The organism is Paraburkholderia phenazinium (assembly GCF_900141745.1).
In the GTDB taxonomy this organism is placed as follows: Bacteria; Pseudomonadota; Gammaproteobacteria; order Burkholderiales; family Burkholderiaceae; genus Paraburkholderia; species Paraburkholderia phenazinium_B.
The window spans coordinates 2,564,803-2,588,874 of record NZ_FSRM01000001.1 but is presented as its reverse complement, the minus strand read 5'-3'; the positions used below and the strand labels follow the sequence as shown (position 1 = coordinate 2,588,874).

The window sequence follows — 24,072 nt, the reverse complement described above, 5'->3', positions numbered from 1 at the left end:
GTCATTTCGAGCTATCGATACAAAGATTCGATAGTCGGGGTATACACTGCCTCCATCGACGTTGCAGACACAGCTCACCGCCCCGGTCGCGACGCCATCCTGAACTGAAATTAAAACGTTAATGGAGTCCCATCATGAAGACCAAGATCATTGCTGCTCTGCTGGTTGCTGCTTCCGCTACCCTCGCCGCCCCCGCATTTGCTAGCGGCTACGGCCCGGCACCGTTCTACCGTCCGACTGTTGGCGCACCTGCTTCGCAACAAGGCCAAAGCGCGCAAACCGTCGCAGCTGAACGTGCCAACGCGAATGACAACAGCTCGTACGGCGGCGTCACGGAACAAACTTCGCAATCGGGTTCGCGTGAACCGTCGACCGGCGCACGTTCGGTGTTCTTCAGCCATCACTAAGATGGCCGTACCGGTTTAAAGAACGTGCTACAGGCAGTCCATAAATAAATTTCGGAGGTAACACATCATGAAGTCCCTTATTCAAGCTGTTGCTATTGCTGCTGTTCTCGCTACCCCGGTAGCATCGTTTGCCCAATCGAACAGCCAGCCCGTCACGCGAGCACAAGTGCGTGCGGAACTGGTGCAGATCGAGCAGGCCGGCTATTCACCGGCCCGTGGCCGCGACCCGTACTATCCGGAAGACATCCAGGCCGCTGAAGCAAAGGTCGCCGCTCAAAATGGTACGGCGCAGACTGAAACGACGAGTTATGGTCCGAGCGCAAGCGGCACGTCGCAGTCGGGTCAACGCGCTGAGCTAACGGTTAGCCCGTACTCGCCGCCGGTCTACGTTGCGCATTAATCGGGCGGTTGCATGAGATAGAGCCGGGTTGCACCGGCTCACGAATATGAAACAGGCCAGCGTCTGGCGTCCATGTGGGCCTGTTTGCAAAATCATTTCCCCGGACTCCTCCGCTGCCAAATGTCTGGTAGCTTGGCCCAGTGCTTGCGCTGGGCTTTTTTCATGTTCCAGCGCGATCCCGCAAGAATGAGCACGGATGACGCAGAGCTCGCACTATTCGGACCCCGGTTGCGGGACGCGAACTGCCAGAGTTGAAAAGATGTTGGCCAGATCCAGGTAATTCAGCCGGCCCTCGGCGACGTCAACCATGATCTCTTCGAGAGCGGGCGTCCGTTCAACTGAGAACCCTTCTAGAAACAGGTAAACCAGCGCAGACACGAGCGCAGTCCGCTTATTGGCATCGGAGAATGTATGCCCCCTCGCGATCGCTTCGGCGTACAGACCCGCAATCTCGAAAATGTCGTGAAGGCCCTCGTAATGTCGCCGAGATTCTATCCGGCCGAGCGCGCCTTCCAACGCGCCACGATTAGATCCGTGGATACCTGGTTCGTTGCCCAGGATGTAGTCGTGAATCAGCCCAACCAACTCCGGGTCGAGCGTCATCGATTGGCGAGCGCCTGAATCACCTCACGGTGCTGCTCGTATACCTTTTCAACGGCGAGCAATACCGCTTTGCGGCCTTCCACAGTATCCGTCGTTACCGTCACTGTCGGTTCTTGCGTCCGTGCTCGTGCTTTCACTTCGACACCATGGATATTCCCAGTCTTGCCTTTCGGGGTCATGTGGGTTCTCCATTCGATTTGGTTTTGTAAAAAATCTTCGTTCAGGTTTAGCGCTAATTTTACACGCAAGTTTGGGGATTTCCGCAGATCTACAAGCCCCCTTGTTTCGAGACCGCCGAAGTCGGCCAATACACCTCATGCCAGGCGAATCTCTTCCCCAGAGGGTGCGCTAACGCGTTAGGTGCTGCCGGCAGCATGCGCCAATAAAAAGCCAGCCCGAAGGCTGGCTTTTGAACAACGCTCGCATCGGGCGAAGCGCCCGCGACAATCAGAGCCTGACTGCCGGTGGCACATACCGACACTCATAGCGCTTCCTCACCGTACCGTTTTCGTCGACGCTTTCCAGATACACGTCGAACTGCCACAGCCGCGCCATATGCTTGAGCACCTCATCACTGTCGCCAGACAGATGCCGGTTGTCGCTCATGAAATGCCGCAACGTGAGACTGCGGTCGCCGCGTGTATTGACCGACCAGACCTGAATATTCGGCTCGCGGTGATGCATATCGTACTGTCGCGACAGCGCCTGGCGCACATACTGATAGCCGCTGTCATCGTGGATCGCCGAAACTTCCAGCGCGTCGCGCATATCGTCGTCCAGCACAGAGAAGAGCCGCATTTCGCGGATCAGATGCGGTGACAGATACTGCGCCACAAAGCTCTCGTCCTTGAAGTTACGCATCGCGTAGTGCAGCGCCGGCAGCCAGGGGCTTCCGGCCAGTTCCGGGAACCAGCGCCGATCCTCTTCGGTCGGGTTTTCGCAGATGCGGCGAATATCGCTCATCATCGAAAAACCCAGCGCATACGGATTAATGCCGCTGTAATACGGCTTCGTGACCGGCGGCTGATAGACGACGTTGCTGTGCGAATGGAGGAACTCCATCATGAAGCCGTCTTCCAGCTTGCCCTGGTTGTACAGCGTGTTGAGCAGCGTGTAATGCCAGAACGTCGCCCAGCCTTCGTTCATTACCTGAGTCTGGCGCTGCGGGTAGAAATACTGGCCGATCTTGCGCACGATGCGAATGACCTCGCGCTCCCACGGCTCGAGTAACGGTGCATTTTTCTCCGCGAAATACAGCAGATTTTCCTGCGGCTCGGGCGGATAGCGGTCGTCGGTTTCCTCCGGCTCCGGCGTCTGCCTGTTCGGCAGCGTGCGCCACAGCTCGTTTACCTGCGACTGCAGATACGCTTCGCGTTCGCGCCGCGCCGCCGATTCCTTCTGCAACGACAGCTTTTGCGGCCGCTTATACCGGTCCACGCCGTAATTTTGCAGCGCATGGCAGGAGTCGAGCAGTTCCTCGACCCGGTCCATGCCGAACCGCTCCTCGCACTCCGCAATGTAATTCTTCGCGTAAACGAGGTAATCGATGATCGCGTGCGCATCTGTCCACAGCTTGAACAGATAGTTGCCCTTGAAGAACGAGTTATGTCCGTAGGCCGCGTGCGCGATGACGAGAGCCTGCATCGTCATCGTGTTCTCTTCCATCAGATACGCGATGCAGGGGTTTGAATTGATGACGATTTCGTAAGCCAGCCCCATCTGTCCGCGACGGTAGCTTTTTTCGGTGGACAAGAAGTGTTTGCCGAACGACCAGTGCCGGTAGTTCACCGGCATGCCGACGGACGCGTACGCATCCATCATCTGTTCAGCGCTGATGAGTTCGAGCTGGATCGGGTACACGTCCAGCTCATATTGCTCTGCAACACGGGCAATATGGGTGTCGTATTCCTCGATCAGTTCGAAGGTCCAGTCGGACGGGCACGGCAGAGGCCGTCTATCGGCTACGTTCATACGGACTTCCCTTTGCCCCTCTGAGGGCGTTCCGGTGTGTCCCCGTGCAGTTACAGCGTTGTCCAGACCCGCTCCCGCATCAGCAGCCTGCGTTTCGGCCACTGTGGCATCGGCATGCCCGGACTTCTGCTTCGGCACGCCTTTTTTGCGCGCCGGCGGATCGCCGGGCGCCTCATTCCGCAGATGTTTGGTGCTCATGAAGACGCCACCTGCTTTTCAAACAACTCCCGGAAAACAGGGTAGATGTCGGCGGCCGTTTCGACCTTCTTCATCGCCATATGCGGCTGCGACAGCGCGAGTTGCGCATATTCGAGCCACAGGTTCTGCTCTTCGGGCGTTACCTGAATATACGCAAAATAGCGCACCTTCTCGAGAATGTCATCTGAAAGGATCTTACGACACTTGGGCGAATCGTCGGTCCAGTTGTCGCCGTCGGACGCCTGCGCGCCGTAAATGTTCCATTCAGTAGGCGAATAACGCTCCTCCTGGACCTTCTTCATCAGCTCGAGCGCGCTCGATACCACCGTGCCGCCGCTTTCCGTCGAGTGGAAGAACGTATCTTCATCGACCTCTTCGGCACGCGTGTGGTGGCGAATGAACACCACTTCGATGCGTTCGTAATTGCGCTTGAGAAACAGGTACAGCAGGATGAAGAAGCGCTTCGCAAGATCCTTGCGTTGCTCGTCCATTGAACCGGACACATCCATCAGGCAGAACATCACGGCCTGACTCGACGGTTGCGGCTGCTTCACGCGGTTCACGTAACGCAGATCGAACGGGTCGATAAAGGGGATGCGCCAGATGCGTCCACGCAGATGATGGATTTCCTCTTCGAGCGCCTTGATGTCGTCGCGGCGATCTTCGGGGTCAGCCTTCATCTCTTCGAGTTGCCGCTCCATCTCGTGCAACTCATTGACGAGCGGTGCGCCCAGCGCGATGCGCCGGCCGAGCGCGCTGCGCAGCGAACGGACCACGTCGATGTTGTTAGGCGTGCCTTCCGCCGCCCAGCCTGCGCGAATGCTCTTCCAGGTAGGGACCGCCAGCAGATGGGTCTTGACGAGACGCGGCAGTTCGAGATCGTCGAAGAAGTACTGCATGAATTCTTCGCGGCTCAGTTCGAACACGAAGTCGTCCTGACCATCGCCTTCGTTGCTGGCCTGATTGCCGCCGCCACCGCCGCCACCACCCTGGGGACGTGGAATCTTGTCGCCGCGGATATAGTCGGCGTTACCTGGATGCACCATTTCACGCTTGCCGCCGGGGCCATGCCGGAACGACGGTTCGGCAATGTCCTTGCGTGGAATCGTGATGCTCTGGGTGTTCTGGATATCCTTGATACTGCGGTCGCGCACCGCTTCCGAGACGGCACGACGGATATAGCCTTTGACGCGACGCAAGAAGCGCTCGCGGTTTGCAATACTCTTGTTCTTGCCAGCTAACCTGCGGTCGATGATTTGATGAAGCACATCCGGTCTCCCGCTATTTCATTTCGGGTGCGCGAGACGCACGTTGCGTAGCAACGTTATGTCCATGCAACCTGCGCCTCGCAAGGTGCCCGCGCAGTCTCCCTGCGCGGGCGGCACGTGCCAAGTTTCATGAGCAGATCACGATGACTTGCGCACGCGCAGATACCAGTCACACAACAGCCGCACCTGCTTGGGCGTATAGCCCTTTGCGACCATCCGGTTGACGAAGTCTTCGTGCTTGCGCTGTTCCTCTGCCGACCCTTTTGCATTGAACGAAATCACCGGCAACAGTTCCTCCGTATTCGAGAACATCTTCTTCTCGATCACGACGCGCAGCTTCTCATAGCTGATCCACGCCGGATTCTTGCCTGCGTTCGCAGCACGCGCGCGCAGCACGAAGTTGACGATCTCGTTGCGGAAGTCCTTCGGATTGCTAATCCCTGCAGGCTTCTCGATCTTCTCCAGTTCCGCATTCAGCGAGGCACGGTCGAAACTCTCGCCGGTGTCGTGATCGCGGAACTCCTGGTCCTGGATCCAGAAGTCCGCATACGTCACATAGCGATCGAAAATGTTCTGCCCGTACTCCGAATACGATTCCAGATAAGCGGTCTGAATCTCCTTGCCGATGAACTCTGCGTAGCGCGAGGCCAGTACGTCCTTGATGAAGGACAGGTACTTCTGCTCGGTTTCCGGTGGGAACTGCTCGCGCTCGATCTGCTGTTCGAGCACATACATCAGATGCACCGGATTCGCTGCGACTTCAGTGGTGTCGAAGTTGAACACGCGCGAAAGAATCTTGAACGCGAAGCGCGTCGACACACCCGTCATGCCTTCGTCCACGCCGGCGAAGTCGCGATACTCCTGGTACGACTTGGCCTTCGGATCGGTGTCCTTCAGATTCTCGCCGTCGTAGACCTGCATCTTCGAGAAGAGGCTGGAATTCTCCGGCTCGTGCAGGCGCGTCAATACCGACATCTGCGCCATCATCTTCAGGGTGCCGGGCGCGCACACCGCGCTCGAGAGCGACGAGTTGCGGATCAGCTTCTCGTAGATCTTGATCTCTTCGCCATAGCGCAAGCAATACGGTACCTTTACGACAAAAATCCGGTCGAGCAAGGCCTCATTGTTGCGGTTATTGCGGAACGCCTTCCATTCCGACTCGTTCGAGTGAGCAAGGATCACACCGTCGAACGGGATGGCGCCGAAACCTTCCGTGCCCTTGAAGTTGCCTTCCTGGGTGGCAGTCAGCAACGGGTGCAAGACCTTGATTGGCGCCTTGAACATTTCCACGAATTCGAGCAGGCCCTGATTCGCGAGGCACAGGCCACCGGAGTAGCTGTACGCATCGGCATCGTCCTGGGCGTATTGCTCGAGCTTGCGGATGTCGACCTTACCCACCAGCGACGAAATATCCTGATTGTTTTCGTCACCCGGCTCGGTCTTGGCGATACCGATCTGCCGCAGGATCGAGGGGTAACGGCGCACGACGCGGAACTTGCGGATGTCGCCGTTATATTCATGCAGCCGTTTGACCGCCCATGGGCTGAGAATGCTCTTCAGATAGCGGCGTGGAATACCGTATTGCTCTTCAAGGATCGGACCGTCTTCATCGTAGTCGAACAGACCTAGCGGCGACTCGTTGACAGGCGAGCCCTTGATTGCATAGAACGGCACGCGCTCCATGAGTTGTTTCAGACGTTCCGCGATCGACGACTTGCCGCCGCCAACCGGGCCAAGCAAATAAAGAATCTGCTTCTTTTCTTCGAGCCCCTGGGCCGAGTGCCGGAAGTACGCAACCACCTGCTCGATCACGTCTTCCATTCCGTAGAACTCACGGAACGCGGGGTATACCTTGATGACCTTGTTCGCGAAGATACGCGACGTGCGCGGATCGTTGCGAGTGTCGATCTGTTCGGGTTCTCCGATTGCCGTCAACATGCGTTCGCCAGCTGTAGCGTACGCGGCGGGATTGTCTTTGCAGAGCGCGAGATACTCCTCGAGCGAGAGCTCATCTTCTCGCGTTTTCTCGAAGCGGGTCGCGAAACTGCTGTAGATATCCATGCTACCTCCTCGCCAAAGTCTAGACCGATGTCGTGCGCGGCGCGCTAATCGGAAACGACATCGCTCGAATTCATCCTAAACCCTTTTAAATTTTTTTTCACGGACTACGTGATGAAAATCGTGCCGTGTTGCCCTACCTACAATCCTCACTTGGAAACGCAGATTCGGTCACCTACAATCTTCGACCACGCTTCGGTCACCGCATCGACCACTGCTTCCACCACACCCACCAGGATTGCAGACATCTCCACTGCCATGTTGCGCATTGCGTCCTGCACTTCGTCACTACATCTGCGTTACACCGCCAACACACGAGCGCAACACTAAAGCATCGAACCTGTTGCAGTCTACGCGTACAAATTTCATCGTGATGCATGTGTGAAACTTTGCATCTGTCTGCGTTCCTGCTGCCGTTGCGCTACCCGCTATCTGGTCACTTTTCCCCACAACGCGCCGTGTAGCGTTTCCGTGCACATGATTCACGCTGTGTTACATAGTTTGCCTCGCCAATGTACCGCACGGATTGCTGTTACATGCAGCACGTCAACCGTTCGTCACCGCGGTACGGTTTTCGTTCACAACGAATTGCACCTGTGTGTGCAGCCCTCGACAACCATATGCAATATCCACATCGGCTACATGGTCGGCCGCTGACATAACTGGATGTCGGCGGCGCGTGTTGCCACGTGCATAGGTGTATACGGGGATGGGGAGTGCCTGGATGCGCCCTGGGGTGGCGCCGGCACGGCACGGAATGTGACAGGATCGGCCACGAGGTGGCCAATGAACGATGCGATACGCGTCAGGTCAGTTCGATCTCGACCTCGCCGAGCCCGTCCAGGTGGCCATGCACGAGGCCGGCACGCTCGACGCGATGGGCGCCGACATAGGAGCCGGTCGTAATGGTCCATTCCGGTTCGATCGTGACGCCCGTAGCGGCGCAATGGTTGACGAACCACACCAGCAATTCGCGCGGATCGCCGACCGGATTGCCGGACGCTTCCGGCACCAGCGACTTGCCGTCGAAGGTCAGTTCCAGCTCGGGCGAGACGAAATCGAAGGTGCGCGCGAAGCCCGGATACGCCACGGGATGTCCTGTCACGAGCGCGCCATTGTTTTGCCCATCGGCCAGTTGCGCGAGCGGGGCAATATCCGGCCACTCGCTAAAGCGGCTATCGACGATTTCGATGGCCGGCAGCACTGCGCCGACCCGCGCGAGTACCTCGTCGCGCGCGTAGGCCTCGCGGCGCGGCGCGATGGACTCGCTGAAGCGAAAAGCGATCTCCAGTTCCAGTAACACGCGGAAAAAACCACTGTGGGCGATGCGGGCGGGCGACTCGAGCACGAGCGAGGCGGGAATCGGAGCACCCGACGCCGCTCCGCCCGGTGCCTTCGCCCCGATTTTCCAGGCGCCGGTGGATTGCCCCAGGCCGGCGATCACGGCCTGCTGGATCGCATAGGCTGTGGCCGCGTCAGGCGGCAGGCTGTCCGGCGGCGGGGCATCGATCAGGCGGTGCTGCCTGCGCGCCTGAACGAGGCGTTGCGCGAGGTCGTGTGGCGTCATGTCGGTCCTTTCTGGCTGGCGCATTGAATGGAATAGGCAGTCGCGCCCGTCAATGTACCGGAACACAAGTCGAACCGGGTCGCTTAGTACGCTGACAATGAAAAAAGAGCACGGTTGCGCACACAACCGTGCTCTTACTGTCCATTTGCTGGGCCTTTGCCCCTTAGAACGTTTCCCAGTCCTTGTCGCTACCGGCGGCTGCAGCCAGCGCAGGCGCTCTGACTGCCGCCGGTGCTCGCGCTGCCGCCGGGGTTGAGGTAACCGCAGGCGCGGGTGCGGCCAGAGCCACGGCAGCCTTCGGGGAGCTCGAGGCCATCGCCGGGGCCGGCGCAGCCACGGACGCACGTGCCCGGCCGCCTGCAACCGCCTTCCGGACCGCCGCCGGCTTCGGCACGGCCCGGCGCGACGCCGGCTGGACTGCTGGCGCCTTGAAACCGCTCTCTTCAACCTGGAACACAGCGACGGCAGTACGCAGCTTGCCGGCCTGATCTTCGAGCGATTGAGCCGCCGCAGCCGCCTCCTCCACCAGCGCCGCGTTCTGCTGCGTCACTTCGTCCATTTGCGTGACGGCGCGCGCAACCTGCTCGATACCGCTGCTCTGTTCTTCGGAAGCAGCCGCAATTTCGCCCATGATGTCCGTGACGCGCTGCACCGCGCCAATGATCTCGGTCATCGTGCGGCCGGCCTGATCGACCAGCGCCGAGCCCGAACGCACGCGCTCCACGGAGTTGTCGATCAGTTCCTTGATTTCCTTCGCCGCTGCCGACGAGCGCTGCGCCAGATTGCGCACCTCGCCCGCCACCACCGCAAAGCCACGCCCCTGCTCGCCGGCGCGGGCAGCCTCGACCGCGGCGTTGAGCGCCAGAATGTTGGTCTGGAAGGCAATACCCTCGATGATGGAAATAATGTCGGCGATCTTGTTCGAGCTCTGGTTGATGTCGCCCATCGTCCCGACCACCTGCCCGACCACCGCACTGCCCTTATTGGCGATCTCCGAGGCGTTCGCTGCCAGCGAACTCGCCTGGCGGGCGTTATCGGCGTTCTGCTTCACCGTGCTGGTGAGCTGATCCATGCTCGATGCGGTTTCCTGCAGCGCCGAGGCCTGTTCCTCCGTGCGCGAGGACAGATCGAGGTTGCCCGCGGCGATCTGGCGCGTGGCCGTCGCGATCGACTCGCTGCCGCCGCGCACCGAGCGGACCGTCTCGGTAAGGCTGCGCTGCATCCGCGCGACGCCTTCGAGCAGTTGCCCCATTTCATCGCGCGACGCCACGACCACCGGACGGCGCAGGTCGCCTGCAGCGATCGCGTCAAAATGACCGAGTGCCTCGGCAAGCGGGCGGCCGATCGCACGGCTCAACGTCAGATACGAAAATAGCGCCGCCAGCAGACCGGCGATCACCGCGCCGATGCTGACGATGCGAAACATGACAAAGGTGCTCTGGGCGGCGTCGAAGCCTTGCTGGGCCTGGGTGAACTGCAGCTTGCGCAGGGCGTCGTCGGCGACGGCAAGCTGGTTGTATTTGACTTGCAGGTCCTTCGCGCCGGCCACGACCTTCGACTGGTCGGTCCCCGCCACGATCGCGGCAAACGCGTCCATTGACTGATGCAGCGTTTCGCGCTTCGCCGAGACTTCCTGCGCCTCACGCTCTTCTTCCGCACCGCGCGGCAGATCGGAATATTTCTTCCACCAGGCGTCGGACGTGGTGCGCATCTCCCGCGCCCGCGCTATCGTGGCCGCCACTTCTGGCGTTCCGAACAGGAAGGCGGCCCGGTCGAGCGCCAGCCGTTCGCGCGCCGCATAAAGTTCGGCGTTGCCGATATCGACTGCGCTCGGCATCTGGTTAGCGAAAGTTTCGTGATCGGCGTCGTTGGCGCGGCTCATGCCTGTCAGACCAAGGACGCCGATGATCACCAGCAATGCGGCCAGAAATGCCATCGTCAGGCCGATACGCGCCTTGATGGTGATGCCCTTGTTCAACATGCCTGTTCCCTGTGACGTAACGAAGATGAGGGGCGTCGGCGGCACCATGTATTCCGCCTTCGCCTGTCCGGCGCCTTCTGGAAACGGCGCTCTACTCTCCGTTTACGGCACCTGGGCCGCAGACTTAAAATATTTATATGGTCTGAGGAATTTGGCGGGATGGGTTTGTATGAATTACAAAATGTCAGGGACGGCCGACGGCGCGGCCTGAGCCATCAGGCCGTCACACCGTCACGTCCCGCACCGGCGCCGGCGCCTTCCCAGGCCGCGGTCGATTCGCGCAAGATCAGCCGCGGCGCCAACACCCTGCGGCGTGCCGGAGAATCCTCCGCACCGGCTGCAGTGCCGGTAATCCGCTCGATCAGCGTTTGCGCCGCCATCTCGCCGAGCGCGCGCACGGACTGTCCCACCGTCGAGAGTGCGGGATAGGTGAAGCGGCCCAGTTCGATATCGTCGAAGCCGATGATCGAGCAATCGTGCGGCACGTTGATGCCGCGCTCCGCGGCGGCGCGCAAGGCGCCGATGCCCATCATGTCGTTGCCGGCGAAAATCGCGGTCGGCTGCACCGTGTCGAACAACTGGCTCGACGCGCGATAGCCGCCGGTGCCCGAAAAATCGCTTTCGACAATCGCGCCCGGCGCGATGTCGATGCCGCGTTCGGCCATCGCGCGGATGAAACCGTGCACGCGCATTGCGCTGACAGCCGTGGCAACCGGGCCGGTGATGCAACCGATCTTCACATGCCCGAGTTCGAGCAGATGGCGCGTCGCCAGATAGGCGCCCTTTTCGTGGTCGATCTGCACCAGGTCCGCGGTAAGGCCCTCGATATTGCGGTCCACCACCACCAGGGGCTCGCGCGCATCGGCGAGCGCCTGCGCGAGCACGGCGTCGTCGCCGGCCGAGGCCACGATCAGTCCGTCGATACGTTTTTCCTGCAGCACCCGCAAATAGTTACGCTGCTTGGCGGGATCGTCGTCCGAGTTGCAGAAGAACACGCAGTAGCCGTTGCGCGAACAACCGTCTTCGATGCCGCGCGCCAGTTCCGCGAAGTAGGGATTCGTGCTGTTGGGCACCACCAGACCGATCGTCGCAGTGGCGCGCGCCTTCAGTGACCGGGCGACTGCCGAGGGCACATAGTGGAGTTGCCGGATCGCATGTTCGACTTTTGCGCGCACATCGGCCGACACGGGACGCGAGTTGTTCACGACGTGTGAAACCGTCGTGAACGACACGCCTGCCACGGCCGCTACATCCTTGATGGTCGCCATAACCTGTTGCTCTCCTGCCTGTTTTTCCCGCCGGCCGTGCGACCTGCACCGCGCCGGGCGTTTGCCTCAATAACCGATCAACCTGCTGCGCTCACCAACCCTAGGCACGCTTGCGCCGGCTCCGATACGTATCCAGCACAACCGCCACGACGATCACCGCGCCGGTGATGATGCGTTTGGTCGGCTCGTTCGCGCCGATCTGCGCAAGCCCCGCCGCCAGCACCGAGATGATCAACACACCGAAGAATGTGCTGATCACCGAACCCCGCCCACCCATCAGGCTCGTACCGCCAATCACAACCGCCGCGATCACCTGCAGCTCGATGCCGTCGCCCGCATTCGGATCGGCGGCTTCGAGCCGGGAAATCTGGAACAGCGCCGCGAGTCCCGACAACGCGCCCATCAGCGCAAACACGATGACCTTGTAAGGGCGCGGATTGACGCCCGCCAGCCTGACTGCTTCCTCATTCGTACCGATGCCCACCAGATAGCGGCCGAACACCGTGCGCGTAAGCACCAGATGCGCGATCACCATCACCGCCACCGCAATCAGGAAGGCCGGCGAAATGCCGAACGCGATCGGGTTGGACAGCACGTCGAAGGCGTCGCCGATATAGGCGGTGCGCGAGTTCGTCATCTGGTAAGCGACACCGCGTGCCGCTTCGAGCACACCCAGCGAAACGATGAACGACGGAATCCGCCAGCCCACGGTTATCGCACCCGTCAACGTACCGGTCAGCGCCGCGGCCGCCACGCCGAGCAAGGCTGCCGCCAAAGGCGGCCAGTGCCATTTCAGCGCCACCACGCTCACCACCGAGGCGCCCAGCGCCAGCACCGAGCCGACCGACAGGTCGATGCCGGCGATGATCAGCACGAACGTCATGCCGACCGCCATCACCACCAGGTCCGGAATCTGGTTGGCGATCGTGCTGAACGTGTCGTACGTCAGAAAGTGCGAACTGAGCACCGAAAACAGCACGATCATCGCCAGCAAGGCGCCCGCCAGCCCCAGGTAATTCGAAAAACCGAGACGCGTGCCCGCCGGCTTGCCGCTCGCGAGCGGGGCGGACCCGTCGGCCACGGGAGGCTTTGCCGACGTGCCTGACGCGCCGCCCTGGTTGCCGCCCGGAGGTGCCGGTCGATTCGTCATGACACACTCCCTGCCGCCTTGCCGCGCGTGAGCCCGTCCACTTTGAGCAACGGCGCGCCGATCTTGCGCACGCCCAGAGCTTCGGCTTCAGTGCGCTTCGCGGACGCATACGGCGTGCCGGCGTGCCGGCGAGGCGCATCGAGCCCGTGGCCGGCAGCACGAGGCCGCCGATGATCGTCGACGACGTGCTCTTACCTGCGCCGTTTTCGCCCGTAAGCGCCAATGCCTCGCCGGCGTGCAGTGTGAGTGCAACATCGGCGAGTACGGGCTCGGCGTAGGTCTTGCCGGTTCCCGTCACAGACAGTACGGCGGGCAGTGCATCGTGGGCAGTCAATTCCATCGCGATCCTGGTTCCGGGGTTGCCTGACGGGACTTCAGACGACAACAGCCGGCTGGAGCCCGCGTTGGGCAACCACGTGTCATGCCGGCTCAAGGCAGGTACTGCGCTGGACTGGCCAACGTCCCCGACCCGCCGCGACCGCCGACATGACGCTTATCTCTGGAATAACGGCGGCGGCGCGGCTTTCTTGAGCGTTTATTGAATTGATGTAAACCAGCGTCCGAACTGTCCGGCGGACTCGCGCCGAATCGCGGCGCACTGCCTGCTGAGCCGCTCCTGCTGACGGCTTACTTCGTCACCAGATCGACCGGCGTCTCAACCACCCCGGACAATTCGGATTGCTTCTTGTGCTCGCTCAAGGCCTTGAGCGCGGTGTCGATGCCGAACACGGCCTGCTTGGCCGCGTACTGATCGGCGGTGGCAAGCACACGGCCATCCTTCAACATTGGCCTGATGGCATCGATATCGTCGTAGCCGACCACGTACACCTTGCCCTGCTTGCCGGCCGCGCGCACGGCCGAGACCGCGCCGATCGCCATGTTGTCGTTACCGCACAGCAGTGCCTTGATGTTCGGATACTCATTGAGCATGGCCGACGCCACCGCGTTGCCCTTGTCGATTTCCCACTCGCCGGACTGCACCGAGTCGATCTTCGCGCCCACCTTCTGCATCGCGGCCTTGAAGCCCGCGGTGCGCTGCTGCGCGTTGGTAGTGGTCGAAACGCCTTCGACGATGCCGACTTCATCTCCAGACTTCAGCTTCTGCGCCAGATAGTCGCCGACCTTCTGCGCGCCTTTGGCGTTGTCGGGACCGACGAACGGCACATTCAGATCCTTCGACTCGAGCACGTCCGGGTCGAGCCGGTTGTCGATATTCACCACGATGATGCCCGCGTCTACCGCCTTCTTGACCACCGGCACCAGCGCCTTCGAATCGGCCGGCGCCAGCACGATCGCATCGACCTTCGACACGATCATCTGCTCGACGATCTGGATCTGTGCTGCCGTATCCGTTTCGTTCTTGATCCCGTTGGTGATCAGATCGAATTCGCCAGGATTGTGCTTCTGATAGTCTTTCGCGCCGTTTTCCATGGTGAGGAAGAACTCATTGGCGAGCGATTTCATGACGAGCGCCACTTTGGGCTTCGTGGCAGCCTGCGCATGAGCAGACGAAAAAGGCAGCGCAACGGAAGCGGTCAGAACGACAGCGGCCGCCAGGACGCGGCGGCGAATGCGTTGATTCATGCAAATCTCCAGGATTTATGGGCTCGCGACGAGCCGCGTTTTTAGCTACACGCAAACGTTTGCGAGGCTCATTTTCAGCGGAGTTGCCGTATGGTGTCAACGGATTGCGGTATTGCGCCGCAAAGTTGTGCCGTCGTTGTCGCAATGACTAAAACTAAACATCCGCCGCGCATCGCATCCGGGGAGGTCTTCAGAGTCTGGTTTCGCATGAGTTTCCCGCTCAGTCCACGCGTGCTGGTGACCCATCGCCCACATTCTGCGGGCGGTGGGTCGTCTATGCTGGACTGATATTGCATGCGATGCAAGCGTTAGCGGCACGCTCCGGCACACCGCTCGACGTTAAAGCCAGCCAGCCTTGCGGAAGCGCCACCACAGGAACATGTCGACGGTGAACATCACGGCGATGCAGATTGGATAACCGTACTTGTAATGCAACTCCGGGATGCTCTGGAAGTTCATGCCGTAAATGCCGGCAATCATCGTGGGCACCGCGAACAGGGCGGCGAAGGAGCCGAGACGCTTGGTGATCTCGCTCTCGGCGAGCGAGATCATGCCGAGATTCACCTGGATCGCGGTCACGACCATCTCGCGGCGCCCGTCGACGATCCTCACGGTCCGCTCGAGATGGTCGTAGATGTCGCGAAAGTACGCCTCCATTCCCGAGCATATCTGCGGAACGCGGCCGCCGGCCAGTTTGCTGATGGCTTCCTGCAACGGCGCCACATGATGCTGCAGACTCACGAGACGGCGTTTGAGCGAATACAGATCCGCGATGATCGCGCGCGACGCGGCGACGTCGTTCTTTTCGAAGATCCGGTCTTCGACCTCTTCGATTTCGGCGCCGAGTTCCTCGAGAATCGGGAAATAGCGGTCGACGATATCGTCGGCCAGCGCGTACAGCACGAAACCGGAGCCTTCCCGGAGCAGCTCCGGTTCGCGCTCGCAACGCGCGCGGACGTCGCTAAAACCGAAGCGGGTCCGGTTGCGCACCGACAGCACGTAATTCGATCCCACGAATACATCGACCTCGCCGATCAACAGCTCATGGTCGTCATCCATCTCCACCGTGTGCATGACGGCGAAGAGCGACTCGCCGTACTCCTCGATTTTCGGACGCTGATGACCCAGCAAGGCATCCTCGATTGCGAGATCGTGCAGGCCGAACTCCTCTTTCATCACGGCAAGTTCGTCGGGGGAGGCGTCTTTGAGGGCAACCCAGACGAAGCATTCGGGCCGCGCGACATAGTCGCTGATGTCTTCAATCGGAATATCGGCGAGCTTGCGGCCATCCTGGTAGGCCGCGCAATTGATCAGCATGATGTCGATTACCTTGAGAACAGCGGCAGGCTGCGGCGCCGACGCGGCGCTTCACAAGGAAAGTGGCAAACCTGCGCGACTGAATGGGTGATTGGCAGCCGCCATGTTAGCCGTTTTGGCGCTCACGCATGTAAGCGAGTTGTCACCGCGGCGTGGAGCTATCGTAGGGTCATTGGTAGGGTTATTGCGCGACCCGGCGCAGCCCGATGCGGTGGTCGGCGTCGAAGGTGACCGAGGCGCGGTTGGTGTAGCGGGTATCCGCGGTCACGATGAAGCGCAGTTCGACGACCGGATCGAACTGGGTCGACACGGCAATCTTGTGGACGCCGGGGCTCAGATAGAAGACGACATGCTCGCCGTTCAGCAGGTCGGTGACCTGCTCGCCGTCCACGTAGACGAGAGCATCGCGAAAGCGCACGACGAGGTCGCGCGAGCGCTCGCGCCGTACGTCGACTGCGACAAGACCCTGGGTGGCCTCGGTGTAGCCAGATTTGACGATGCGGGATGCGGGGACCGGTTTGAAGGCCACGGGCTCGGCGGGTTCGGAGGCGCATGCGGCGAGCAAGGTCACAAGCATCAAGGCAAGACCTGTGGCTCGCCAGGTGACCAGCGGGTGCTTTGACATGATGCGTCTCCCCTTTTTTTGTCGCTGTGGCGTGTGGTGAATGCCGTTGTTTCCTCATCATAACAACGTGCCGCCATTCCGCCAGCCTGGCCGAACGGCCGATCTCGCGCCCTCTTGCGCGCCATCCGCTTCTTGTTCATGATCGTGCCATACGGGTGATTTATCGCCACACGAACCCCACCCGTCCGGGATCTCGAACAAGGAGACTGCAATGTGGTATTTCAGCTGGATTCTCGGTATCGGCGTGGCGCTGGGCTTTGGGATCATCAACGTAATGTGGCTCGAAGCCAACGACACGTTCAGCCGCGACGCAGTGCCAGGCGACCCGCTTGCCGCGCCCGCCGACACCTCGACCACGGACAAGCGTTAGTGGCGTATCTGGTTTTCATCTGCGGACATGCGGGCACCGGCAAGACGACACTTGCCAGACGCCTGATCGCACCGTTGATGCGCGCGGCTGGCAGCGCCTTCTGCCTGCTGGACAAAGACACGCTATACGGCGTCTATAGTTCTGCCGCAATGAGCCTGCTCACCCAGGACCCCAACGACCGCGACAGCCCCCTCTTCCTGCAACATTTGCGCGACCCGGAATACCGCGGATTGATCGACACCGCGCGGGACAATCTCGAACTCGGCATCAGCGCACTCGTCATCGCTCCGCTGTCACGCGAAATTCGCGAGCGCAAACTGTTCGATCGCGCCTGGCTCGGAGTTGGGGAGGATGTCGAGATTCGCGTGGTCTGGGTGCACACGGAGGAAGAGACCGCGCGTCAGCGAATCCTCGAGCGCGGCGATCCGAACGATGCCTACAAACTCGCGCATTGGGACGAATACCGGCAACGCCGTTTCATCCCGAGTGGCGAGAGTTGCGTGGGCCTGCTGATGTTTGATGCTACCGCGCCAGGCGTAGCGGATTACGACGCGCTGATCGAACGGATTCTGCGCGGATAGCACCGCACGTCACCTCATTCAAGCGCAGATGGAACTAATGAAAAAGGAGGGCGCCCCCAGGTGAACTGGGGGCGCCCTCACCGGCCTTCTGTGCGGCCTTTGCATCCTGAGCTTGCTATCTACTGCCTCTACTGCTCACGGCCCTCGGATGGCCTATGACCTTTCCGCCTCAAACCGTCGCCGTTGCGTCGAGCGACTGCCCTTCGTACAGTTGACCAAAGCGGTTAGACAGGAAGTCGCGCAGCGACACCTGCTCCTGACGCACAAACCCGCTTTGCGGCAGCTTCTTTTCGCGGAACAGATCAAGCACTGCGCACATCGCGCCCGCCGTGGTGATCTGGATCGCGCTCATCGGCACGCCGCAGACCGTCTTCGCGAAGATCTTGCGCGTGAACACTTCTTCGACCAGTTGACCATTTCGCATGCCTGTCACCGTGATGAAGACCAGCACGACGTCTTGTGCCGTCGACGGCACCGAACGGCGCATGATCGACTTCAGCGTGTCGCGGTCGCTTGCGAGGCGCAGGTCTTCGAGCAGGAACTTCATCAGTTCGCGGTGACCCGGATAGCGGACCGACTTGTAGTCGAGCATTTCCACGCGGCCGGCCAGCGTTTCGCACAACGTACCGAGACCGCCGGACGTATTGAAGGCTTCGTATTCGGTGCCGTCGAGCGAGAAGTGCTCGAGGCCTTCGAGCGGCTGCACCCATTGCGTGCGGCTGTCGCGGATCGCTTCGCACGGCTGGCAGTACTCGTTGATCAGACCGTCCACGCTCCACGTCAGGTTGTACTTCAACGCATTGGTCGGGAATTCCGGCAGCGCACCGACGCGCATCTTGACGTCGCGAATTTCCGTGAAGCGGTTCGCCAGTTCATGCGCGGCGATGCCGATAAAACCAGGGGCGAGGCCGCATTGCGGCATGAAGGCGTGGTCGGACTCGTCGGCGATCGCGCGGATCGCGGTGGTGGCGCGCACGTCTTCGGTCAGATCGAAGTAATGGACGCCGGCACCCTTAGCGGCAGTGGCAACGTTTACGGCGAGGTAGTACGGCAGTGCGTTGATCAGCGCGTCGAAGCCTTGCACGGCGGCGCGCAGTGCTGCGGCGTCGGCCGAATCGACACGACGGGTCGGGATACCCTGCTCGGCGAGCTTGTCGAGCGCCTGCTGATCGCGGTCGAACGCGACGACTTCGTAGTCGCCGGTTTCACGCAGCATATGGGCAATGGTGTGGCCGATCAAACCCGCGCCAACGATGGCAACTTTCATGCGCTTCTCCTTGTTCTGTGTATGCTGTTACCAGCTTCGAAAGTGCGCCGCGCCTGGCGTTGCGCCCGGCGGGCTGAACCCTTGCGACACAGTTTAGGGAGAAGCAAAAACAGTTTATAGACTCAAAGTGCTGCGCTATGACCAGCTATTTCGACGAATTGACGATTGAATACGTCAAATTGACCAGAATACGTAAAAACGGTGTAAACGCGCCGCTCTGACTCACCCGCCAATCATCCCGCGATCGATCTTGCGCGCCAGAATGATCGACGTCGTCGTGCGCTCGACACCTTCGAGCGCGCCGATCTGATCGAGCAGATCGTTGAGCCTGTCCGGCGAATCCGCGCGCAGCCACGCCACATAATCGAACTCGCCGCTCACCGCGCACAGCAGCTGCACCTCCGGCATCTTGCCGAGCCGCTTCTGCACATCCGGCCCATGCCTGGGCGCGATGATGATGCCTACATACGCGTAAATGCTCGCGTCGAGTACATCCTGGCCAAGCCGCACGCTATAGCCCGCAATCACGTTGGTGCGTTCGAGCCGCGCAATCCGCGCGATCACGGTGGTGCGCGCCACGCCGAGCTGGCGCGCGAGGTCCGCGACGCTTTCGCGTGCGTTGGCCTGCAGCAGCGCAACGAGATTACGGTCGAGGTCGTCGAGTTGGTCGAGGCGCGGAGGTCTCATTAATGGCAGTCTTGTTTAAAAGCGTTGAATGGCATGCAGCGGATTATCACCGCTTACAAGCCCAACCGTTCCATCACAAAATCAATAAAGCTCGTCAGCTTCGGTGTCGCGCGCCGGTCACGCGGATAAATCAGATGCACAGGCATGCCCGGCGGCAAATAATCTTCGAGCACCGAAACCAGTTCGCCGCTGGCAATCTCCTTCGCCAGCAGCACTTCCGGCTGCAATACCAGACCGAAGCCGCGCAACGCCGCCACCTTGAGCGCCTGGCCGTTGTTGGCGCGAAACCTTCCCGCTCGCAACGGATTCTCGCCCTCCGCCTCCCCATTCCAGCGCCATGCGCCGTCGCGTCCCCAGTCCAGAAAACCAAGACATTCGTGCTGGGCGAGATCGGCCGGCGTGCGCGGCGTGCCCGCCCGCGCGAGATACTCCGGCGAGGCGCACGCCCGCATCCGGTAAGGCTTCAATGGCCGCGCCACAAAGCTCGAATCCGCTAGAGGCCCAATCCGCACCGCGGCATCGAAACTCTCTTCAACGAGGTCAGTCAGCCGGTTCGACAGGTCGAGTTCGAGACTGACGTCGGGCCATGACGTGAGATAGTCGGTCATCGCCGGCGCGAACACTTCCACGCCGTAAGTGAGCGGCACCGTGACCTTCAGGACGCCGCGCGGCGTCGCCGTCATGGCCTCGGCGAGCGACTCGGCATCCTTCACATCCGCGAGAATGCGCCGACACTGCTCGTAATATTGACGACCAATCTCCGTCAGACTTTGACGACGTGTGGTCCGCGTGAGAAGCCGGGCGGCCAGCCGTGTCTCGAGCGAGCGGATATGCTTGCCGACCATCGCCGACGAAATCTCGTAACGCTCGGCTGCCGCCGTCAGGCTGCCCGCCTCGACCACGGCCACGAAGATCTCCATGCTGACGAATTTGTCCACCCGCTATTTCCTGTTGGTTTCGGTTGTAAGCGTTTGTCGCAACGTAGTCGCATTGTAGGGATATCGTGATACTAATAGCGAGCTTGGCAAAGCGGGCATTCCGACCGGCTCATCATCAAGACGCCCTATGCTTGACCCGCGCCTCGTCCGCGCACTGTCCGCGCTGTAACCGAATACGAACGAACATCAGGAGTTTCGATGAAAAAAGCACTGGTAATCCTGGCTTCCGCGCTCGCCATGAGCGGCGCCTTCGCACAGACCGCAGCACCGGCCTCGGCACCTGCCGCGGCGGCCGCATCAGCGGGCAAGCACGAGCGCAACGTCGAAGATCGCATCGCGTACCTGCACTCGCAGCTCAAGATCACGCCAGCGCAGGACCCGCAGTGGAGCGCGTTTGCCGATGTAATGCGCAGCAACGCGCAAACCATGGGTGATCTGTTCAAGCAGCGTCAGCAGGCGGGCGCCCAGTCGGCTATCGACGACATGAAGCAATACGCGGCAATCGCTCAGGCACACGCCGACGGCATGAAGAAGCTGGTCGACGCGTTCGAACCGCTGTACAACAGCCTCTCGCCGGATCAGAAGAAACTGGCGGATCAGACTTTCCATCAATCGCCGGGCGGCGGCAAGAAGCATAAGTAAAGCTTCGCTGTAGCGGTCCAGAGAAAGCCTGCCCTGAACGGCAGGCTTTCTGTTTTATGCTTCTGGCATCATTCGGCTTTGCGCTCGCCACAAGCGGGCTTTCGAGCCGTACGTGAGCGCGATGTGCGACCTGCAGCAAGCCAGGCCCGGCGGTCCGCACACGGCTTTAACCGCTGTCATCCAGCGTCTTACCTTTTTGGCAACCTGCTTCATGATCGAACTCAAGAACCTCGACCTGCGCTCCGATGCGGCCGCTCAACGTGTCGTCAAGGACGAAACCGTCTCCGTCGAATTTGCCGCGGGCGATGGCGAACTGATGAGCCTCGAAGGCCCGAACCGCTATGTGCGCGGCGATGCGCTGATCACCGGTTCGACCGGCGACCGCTGGGTGGTGTCACGCGATCGTTTCGATGCGAAATATCTGCCCGCCGAGGCTTCGCTCGCTCACGGCGAACCGGGTGCGTACCGCAATCGCCCCGCCGTCGTGCTGGCCCGGCAGATGACCGGGCCGTTTACGCTGGCGCGTTCCGCGGCCGGCGGCGATGTGCTGCGCGGCACGGCCGGCGACTGGGTTATGCAATACTCGCCGGGCGACTACGGCGTCGTGCAGGCGGCACGCTTTGCCAAGGTGTATCGGTTGGCCGAGTAGGCCGCGCGAGCTGGCCGCCCGCTCGCCCCATCACGCGAACTGTTCATCCAGTTCGATCGTTACCTCGCGCGGCACGGCCTCGCCGTTTGCATACTGTTCTTCAAGCGAGCCGATGGTCGCTTCGACATAAGCGCGCAACACCGCAAAACTGCGTCCGCGCTGGCGCACCGGCATGGCCCGATAGCGCGCCAGCACCGCGGGCGACATCACCACGCTCACCGTAATGCGGCGCGCCGCTGCGCCAAAGCGCATCGCGACCCAGTGGACCGCGAGGGTCGGCGTGCCATCCTCGGCCGGACGTTCGATGAACTGCGTCTGCTCGGGAAACAGGTCGCTGATGACGCGCGCCAGTTCTTCCATGTCGGGGCTCGTGCAGACGTATTGGTAGGCTTCCATGTTTGCAGACCGAAGGTTAGGAATTCGCCAGAAAGTTGCCGTAAGAGTTCAGGCAGTACGTGCCGTACGCTGGAACATTTTGACCAGCACAACCGCCACGATGATCGCCAGCAGCGCATACAGGCCATCCACGGCGTAAAGCGGAATGACTCCCACCTGGAACAACGCAGCAGGCAAGCCGACCAACGCGTGTGCGACGATGGCCAGCGGCAGGATCGCGTACCAGCCGGCTCGCACACCGCGCCACATCAACACCGACAGGCCGATCTGAAGCACCAGCGCTGCCACCCGTTCGAGCAGAAAAACCCCCGCCGTCAGCGGCGACAGACTGGCGAGAACCATCTGGATGCGCATCAGCGATTCGTCCGGCAGACTGCCCAGATAGCTGTCGAGCTCGCCGCGGTTCGCCACCACCGCGAAAACGATCCACTGTATCTGCACCAGCACGCCGACTATCCACGCTTCGGCGCCGCCATGTCCGATGCCGTAACCGAGCGCTGTGCTATCGCCGGTCGAGGGCGGCACGACGGTCTTCTTGCGCATCGACACGCGGGCCGACACGGAAGGCCGGGAGGTGGTCGAACTGCTAACCGCCGCATTGGCAACGGACGCTTCGCTCGCCGAATTCGCGAGTGAATTCGGCGCAGCGGCAGCCTTGGCAGCCACGGCCCGCTGCCACATCATCTTCATGGCGATGAACCGCCCCACTTCCTCGCAGACGCCTGCGGCCAGCGCGCCATAGATCACGAACGTGAGCGGATGGGATAGCCAGGCGGCGACGGCTGCATTCTGATGCAGCACATAGCCATTCAGCGCACGCTCGATCACGCTGGCGAACAGCGCGAACACGGCAATGCCAGCGATCGCGTCGCGGGCGTTCAGCCCAAGCGGTACGCGCAGGCGGCGGTACAGGACAATCGGTAAAGCGGCGGCGAACAGCGTCGAAAGTACGAGACAGGTAAGCGTGAGCGGTGCAACAACCATGGGTTTCCTTACGATGACCGGCGCGCACCCGCTGCGCGCCGCAGCCCGAATGATCGCAGATCAGCGCGAAGTTGACTCGCGCACGATCAATTCGCCTGGCAGCAGGCAGTCGCGCACGGCCGTCTGCACGCCGTCGATGCGTTCATGGAGAAACTCCACCGCACGATAGCCGATCTGATAGGTCGGCTGACGGATCGCCGTAATGCCGGCGAATTCGGCCCATTCGGGGTCGTCGATGGATAGCAGCGCAATGCGCTCCTGCCAGCGCATGCCGTAGCGTGCATTCAGATGACGGGCGAGACAGAGCGCGACCGGGCCGTTGGCGGCGAACAGGGCAATGCGAGGCGCCGGTGCGGCCGCGGCTTGAGTGACGTGAGTTGCCCAAGTGGCGCGATCTGGCGCATCAGCCAGCGCACGGTCCAGTTCTTTGTCCAGTTCGGCCAGCGCGCCCTCCACCGCTGCCGCATCGCCGAGCTCCAGCACAACGGTCTGGCCTCGGGCCCGCGACTGAGCGTCTATCGCCGCGCGAAACGCCTCCTCGCGCAAGCGCCGCGAACTGATGCGCTCAAACGGTTGCACGACGAACCAGATATCGTCGAAACCGCGCTCGAGCAGATGACGCGTGCCCAGTTGCACCGCCGCCGTATTGTCGAGCCCGACCAGATCGGCAACGAGACCGTCTACCATGCGGTCGACCAGCACCGCGGGAATCCCGCCGTCGCCGACCGGCCGGAGAGTTTCGTCACGCACCCCAAGCGCATTGACGATCACGCCCTCCACGCGATACGTGGTGAGCAGTTGCAGATAGCGCCGCTCCATTTCTACTTCGTTGGCAGCATGGCAGATCAACGGCATGTAGCCGAGCGCATGGCACGCGGCCTCGACGCCCTGCAACACCTCCACCGAATACGGATTGGTAAGGTCCGCGATCAGCATGCCGATCAGCCGGTTGCGACCGCGCTTCAAACCGCGCGCCATCTGGTTGGGCTGATAGTCGAGCCGCTCGATCGCGGCTTCGATCCGCGCGCGCAACTCCGGCGACAGCACGCTCAGCTCGCCGTTCAGATAGCGCGAGATGCTGGTCTTGCCGGTGCCGGCCTCGCGGGCCACGTCGCTGATGGTGGCGCGGCGCGGTGCAATGGTGTGCGGGCTGCTCAAGAT

General features: G+C 61.2%; 24 protein-coding genes and 1 pseudogene. 6 read left to right on the top strand and 19 right to left on the bottom strand.

Translation table 11 applies throughout. From position 1 onward, the window contains the following. The first annotated feature begins 134 nt into the window (after positions 1 to 134). Both BUS06_RS11770 and BUS06_RS11765 read left to right on the top strand, forming a co-directional pair. The gene (locus BUS06_RS11770) at positions 135 to 407 is read left to right on the top strand and encodes a hypothetical protein (protein WP_074264430.1); all 273 of its coding nucleotides are present in this window, start codon (positions 135 to 137) and stop codon (positions 405 to 407) included. Positions 408 to 474: 67 nt separating this feature from the next. Beyond that, positions 475 to 807, top strand: a complete 333-nt coding sequence (locus tag BUS06_RS11765) for a DUF4148 domain-containing protein (protein WP_074264429.1) — start codon at positions 475 to 477, stop codon at positions 805 to 807. A 213-nt stretch (positions 808 to 1,020) separates the two neighbouring features. On the opposite strand, the gene BUS06_RS11760 is transcribed toward BUS06_RS11765, so the two are convergent. The 13 genes and pseudogenes from BUS06_RS11760 to BUS06_RS11695 form a co-directional block, all read right to left on the bottom strand. Further along, positions 1,021 to 1,410: a type II toxin-antitoxin system death-on-curing family toxin gene (locus BUS06_RS11760; RefSeq protein WP_074264428.1), complete on the bottom strand. Its 390-nt coding sequence runs from the start codon at positions 1,408 to 1,410 to the stop codon at positions 1,021 to 1,023. Next, positions 1,407 to 1,718: a hypothetical protein gene (locus BUS06_RS37415; protein WP_143787502.1), complete on the bottom strand. Its 312-nt coding sequence runs from the start codon at positions 1,716 to 1,718 to the stop codon at positions 1,407 to 1,409. The genes BUS06_RS11760 and BUS06_RS37415 overlap by 4 nt, the downstream gene beginning before the upstream one ends. A gap of 139 nt (positions 1,719 to 1,857) precedes the next feature. Then, positions 1,858 to 3,579, bottom strand: a complete 1,722-nt coding sequence (locus BUS06_RS11750; RefSeq protein ID WP_074264426.1) for a SpoVR family protein — start codon at positions 3,577 to 3,579, stop codon at positions 1,858 to 1,860. Then, on the bottom strand, positions 3,576 to 4,847 hold the full coding sequence (locus tag BUS06_RS11745; protein ID WP_074264425.1) for a YeaH/YhbH family protein: 1,272 nt from the start codon (positions 4,845 to 4,847) through the stop codon (positions 3,576 to 3,578). Before BUS06_RS11745 ends, BUS06_RS11750 begins: the two co-directional genes overlap by 4 nt. A 138-nt stretch (positions 4,848 to 4,985) precedes the next feature. After that, a complete protein-coding gene (locus BUS06_RS11740; protein ID WP_074264424.1) occupies positions 4,986 to 6,908 on the bottom strand; it encodes a PrkA family serine protein kinase in 1,923 nt (640 codons plus the stop codon). A gap of 802 nt (positions 6,909 to 7,710) precedes the next feature. Then, the gene (locus BUS06_RS11730; protein WP_074264423.1) at positions 7,711 to 8,472 is read right to left on the bottom strand and encodes a 2-keto-4-pentenoate hydratase; all 762 of its coding nucleotides are present in this window, start codon (positions 8,470 to 8,472) and stop codon (positions 7,711 to 7,713) included. A 163-nt stretch (positions 8,473 to 8,635) separates the two neighbouring features. Beyond that, positions 8,636 to 10,453, bottom strand: a complete 1,818-nt coding sequence (locus BUS06_RS11725) for a methyl-accepting chemotaxis protein (RefSeq protein ID WP_074266039.1) — start codon at positions 10,451 to 10,453, stop codon at positions 8,636 to 8,638. Between the two features lie 215 nt (positions 10,454 to 10,668). Further along, the gene (locus BUS06_RS11720; protein WP_074264422.1) at positions 10,669 to 11,721 is read right to left on the bottom strand and encodes a LacI family DNA-binding transcriptional regulator; all 1,053 of its coding nucleotides are present in this window, start codon (positions 11,719 to 11,721) and stop codon (positions 10,669 to 10,671) included. Positions 11,722 to 11,821: 100 nt separating this feature from the next. After that, a complete protein-coding gene (locus BUS06_RS11715) occupies positions 11,822 to 12,871 on the bottom strand; it encodes an ABC transporter permease (RefSeq protein WP_074264421.1) in 1,050 nt (349 codons plus the stop codon). 59 nt (positions 12,872 to 12,930) lie between these two features. Next, positions 12,931 to 13,211: pseudogene (locus BUS06_RS11710) on the bottom strand (ATP-binding cassette domain-containing protein); the annotation flags it as partial. A 287-nt stretch (positions 13,212 to 13,498) separates the two neighbouring features. Next, the gene (locus tag BUS06_RS11705; RefSeq protein ID WP_074264420.1) at positions 13,499 to 14,455 is read right to left on the bottom strand and encodes a sugar ABC transporter substrate-binding protein; all 957 of its coding nucleotides are present in this window, start codon (positions 14,453 to 14,455) and stop codon (positions 13,499 to 13,501) included. Between the two features lie 339 nt (positions 14,456 to 14,794). Continuing rightward, positions 14,795 to 15,772 (bottom strand): magnesium/cobalt transporter CorA, encoded by a 978-nt coding sequence (corA, locus tag BUS06_RS11700; protein WP_074264419.1) that lies wholly within the window; start codon positions 15,770 to 15,772, stop codon positions 14,795 to 14,797. Positions 15,773 to 15,953: 181 nt separating this feature from the next. After that, positions 15,954 to 16,397, bottom strand: a complete 444-nt coding sequence (locus BUS06_RS11695; protein ID WP_074264418.1) for a hypothetical protein — start codon at positions 16,395 to 16,397, stop codon at positions 15,954 to 15,956. 211 nt (positions 16,398 to 16,608) lie between these two features. Between BUS06_RS11695 and cydX the strand changes: the two genes are divergently transcribed. Together cydX and BUS06_RS11685 are read left to right on the top strand one after the other, a co-directional pair. Beyond that, positions 16,609 to 16,767: a cytochrome bd-I oxidase subunit CydX gene (cydX, locus tag BUS06_RS11690; protein ID WP_074264417.1), complete on the top strand. Its 159-nt coding sequence runs from the start codon at positions 16,609 to 16,611 to the stop codon at positions 16,765 to 16,767. Then, complete coding sequence (locus BUS06_RS11685; RefSeq protein ID WP_074264416.1) at positions 16,767 to 17,348, top strand: P-loop nucleotide/nucleoside kinase family protein; 582 nt, start codon at positions 16,767 to 16,769, stop codon at positions 17,346 to 17,348. The genes cydX and BUS06_RS11685 overlap by 1 nt, the downstream gene beginning before the upstream one ends. Before the next feature lie 169 nt (positions 17,349 to 17,517). On the opposite strand, the gene BUS06_RS11680 is transcribed toward BUS06_RS11685, so the two are convergent. The 3 genes from BUS06_RS11680 to BUS06_RS11670 all read right to left on the bottom strand — a co-directional run bounded on the left by BUS06_RS11680 (position 17,518) and on the right by BUS06_RS11670 (position 20,240). Then, a complete protein-coding gene (locus BUS06_RS11680; protein ID WP_074264415.1) occupies positions 17,518 to 18,615 on the bottom strand; it encodes a saccharopine dehydrogenase family protein in 1,098 nt (365 codons plus the stop codon). A 222-nt stretch (positions 18,616 to 18,837) separates the two neighbouring features. Further along, complete coding sequence (locus BUS06_RS11675) at positions 18,838 to 19,302, bottom strand: Lrp/AsnC family transcriptional regulator (RefSeq protein WP_074264414.1); 465 nt, start codon at positions 19,300 to 19,302, stop codon at positions 18,838 to 18,840. Between the two features lie 53 nt (positions 19,303 to 19,355). Then, complete coding sequence (locus BUS06_RS11670) at positions 19,356 to 20,240, bottom strand: LysR family transcriptional regulator (protein ID WP_074264413.1); 885 nt, start codon at positions 20,238 to 20,240, stop codon at positions 19,356 to 19,358. 198 nt (positions 20,241 to 20,438) lie between these two features. Here BUS06_RS11670 and BUS06_RS11665 point away from each other — a divergent pair, with 198 nt between their 5' ends. Continuing rightward, entirely contained in the window at positions 20,439 to 20,882 is a 444-nt protein-coding gene (locus BUS06_RS11665; protein WP_074264412.1) for a Spy/CpxP family protein refolding chaperone, read from the top strand. A gap of 211 nt (positions 20,883 to 21,093) precedes the next feature. After that, positions 21,094 to 21,531 (top strand): PGDYG domain-containing protein, encoded by a 438-nt coding sequence (locus BUS06_RS11660; protein WP_074266038.1) that lies wholly within the window; start codon positions 21,094 to 21,096, stop codon positions 21,529 to 21,531. A gap of 30 nt (positions 21,532 to 21,561) precedes the next feature. Here the strand turns inward: BUS06_RS11660 and BUS06_RS11655 are convergent, their stop codons facing one another. From BUS06_RS11655 to BUS06_RS11645, 3 genes are read right to left on the bottom strand one after another with little or no spacing between them, the layout of a single operon-like run. Then, on the bottom strand, positions 21,562 to 21,927 hold the full coding sequence (locus tag BUS06_RS11655; RefSeq protein WP_074264411.1) for a DUF3022 domain-containing protein: 366 nt from the start codon (positions 21,925 to 21,927) through the stop codon (positions 21,562 to 21,564). Positions 21,928 to 21,975: 48 nt separating this feature from the next. Further along, a complete protein-coding gene (locus BUS06_RS11650; protein WP_074264410.1) occupies positions 21,976 to 22,911 on the bottom strand; it encodes a YhfC family intramembrane metalloprotease in 936 nt (311 codons plus the stop codon). Between the two features lie 60 nt (positions 22,912 to 22,971). Then, complete coding sequence (locus BUS06_RS11645) at positions 22,972 to 24,069, bottom strand: LacI family DNA-binding transcriptional regulator (protein ID WP_074264409.1); 1,098 nt, start codon at positions 24,067 to 24,069, stop codon at positions 22,972 to 22,974. Positions 24,070 to 24,072: the final 3 nt, after the last annotated feature.

Excerpts from the sequence above, each read along its gene's own strand:
- BUS06_RS11770 (WP_074264430.1), top strand. The coding sequence starts at position 135 with ATGAAGACCAAGATCATTGCTGCTCTGCTGGTTGCTGCTTCCGCTACC.
- BUS06_RS11765 (WP_074264429.1), top strand. The coding sequence starts at position 475 with ATGAAGTCCCTTATTCAAGCTGTTGCTATTGCTGCTGTTCTCGCTACC.
- BUS06_RS11760 (WP_074264428.1), bottom strand. The coding sequence starts at position 1,410 with ATGACGCTCGACCCGGAGTTGGTTGGGCTGATTCACGACTACATCCTG.
- BUS06_RS11750 (WP_074264426.1), bottom strand. The coding sequence starts at position 3,579 with ATGAGCACCAAACATCTGCGGAATGAGGCGCCCGGCGATCCGCCGGCG.
- BUS06_RS11740 (WP_074264424.1), bottom strand. The coding sequence starts at position 6,908 with ATGGATATCTACAGCAGTTTCGCGACCCGCTTCGAGAAAACGCGAGAA.
- BUS06_RS11730 (WP_074264423.1), bottom strand. The coding sequence starts at position 8,472 with ATGACGCCACACGACCTCGCGCAACGCCTCGTTCAGGCGCGCAGGCAG.
- BUS06_RS11725 (WP_074266039.1), bottom strand. The coding sequence starts at position 10,453 with ATGTTGAACAAGGGCATCACCATCAAGGCGCGTATCGGCCTGACGATG.
- BUS06_RS11720 (WP_074264422.1), bottom strand. The coding sequence starts at position 11,721 with ATGGCGACCATCAAGGATGTAGCGGCCGTGGCAGGCGTGTCGTTCACG.
- BUS06_RS11715 (WP_074264421.1), bottom strand. The coding sequence starts at position 12,871 with ATGACGAATCGACCGGCACCTCCGGGCGGCAACCAGGGCGGCGCGTCA.
- BUS06_RS11705 (WP_074264420.1), bottom strand. The coding sequence starts at position 14,455 with ATGAATCAACGCATTCGCCGCCGCGTCCTGGCGGCCGCTGTCGTTCTG.
- corA (WP_074264419.1), bottom strand. The coding sequence starts at position 15,772 with ATGCTGATCAATTGCGCGGCCTACCAGGATGGCCGCAAGCTCGCCGAT.
- BUS06_RS11695 (WP_074264418.1), bottom strand. The coding sequence starts at position 16,397 with ATGTCAAAGCACCCGCTGGTCACCTGGCGAGCCACAGGTCTTGCCTTG.
- cydX (WP_074264417.1), top strand. The coding sequence starts at position 16,609 with ATGTGGTATTTCAGCTGGATTCTCGGTATCGGCGTGGCGCTGGGCTTT.
- BUS06_RS11680 (WP_074264415.1), bottom strand. The coding sequence starts at position 18,615 with ATGAAAGTTGCCATCGTTGGCGCGGGTTTGATCGGCCACACCATTGCC.
- BUS06_RS11675 (WP_074264414.1), bottom strand. The coding sequence starts at position 19,302 with ATGAGACCTCCGCGCCTCGACCAACTCGACGACCTCGACCGTAATCTC.
- BUS06_RS11665 (WP_074264412.1), top strand. The coding sequence starts at position 20,439 with ATGAAAAAAGCACTGGTAATCCTGGCTTCCGCGCTCGCCATGAGCGGC.
- BUS06_RS11660 (WP_074266038.1), top strand. The coding sequence starts at position 21,094 with ATGATCGAACTCAAGAACCTCGACCTGCGCTCCGATGCGGCCGCTCAA.
- BUS06_RS11655 (WP_074264411.1), bottom strand. The coding sequence starts at position 21,927 with ATGGAAGCCTACCAATACGTCTGCACGAGCCCCGACATGGAAGAACTG.
- BUS06_RS11650 (WP_074264410.1), bottom strand. The coding sequence starts at position 22,911 with ATGGTTGTTGCACCGCTCACGCTTACCTGTCTCGTACTTTCGACGCTG.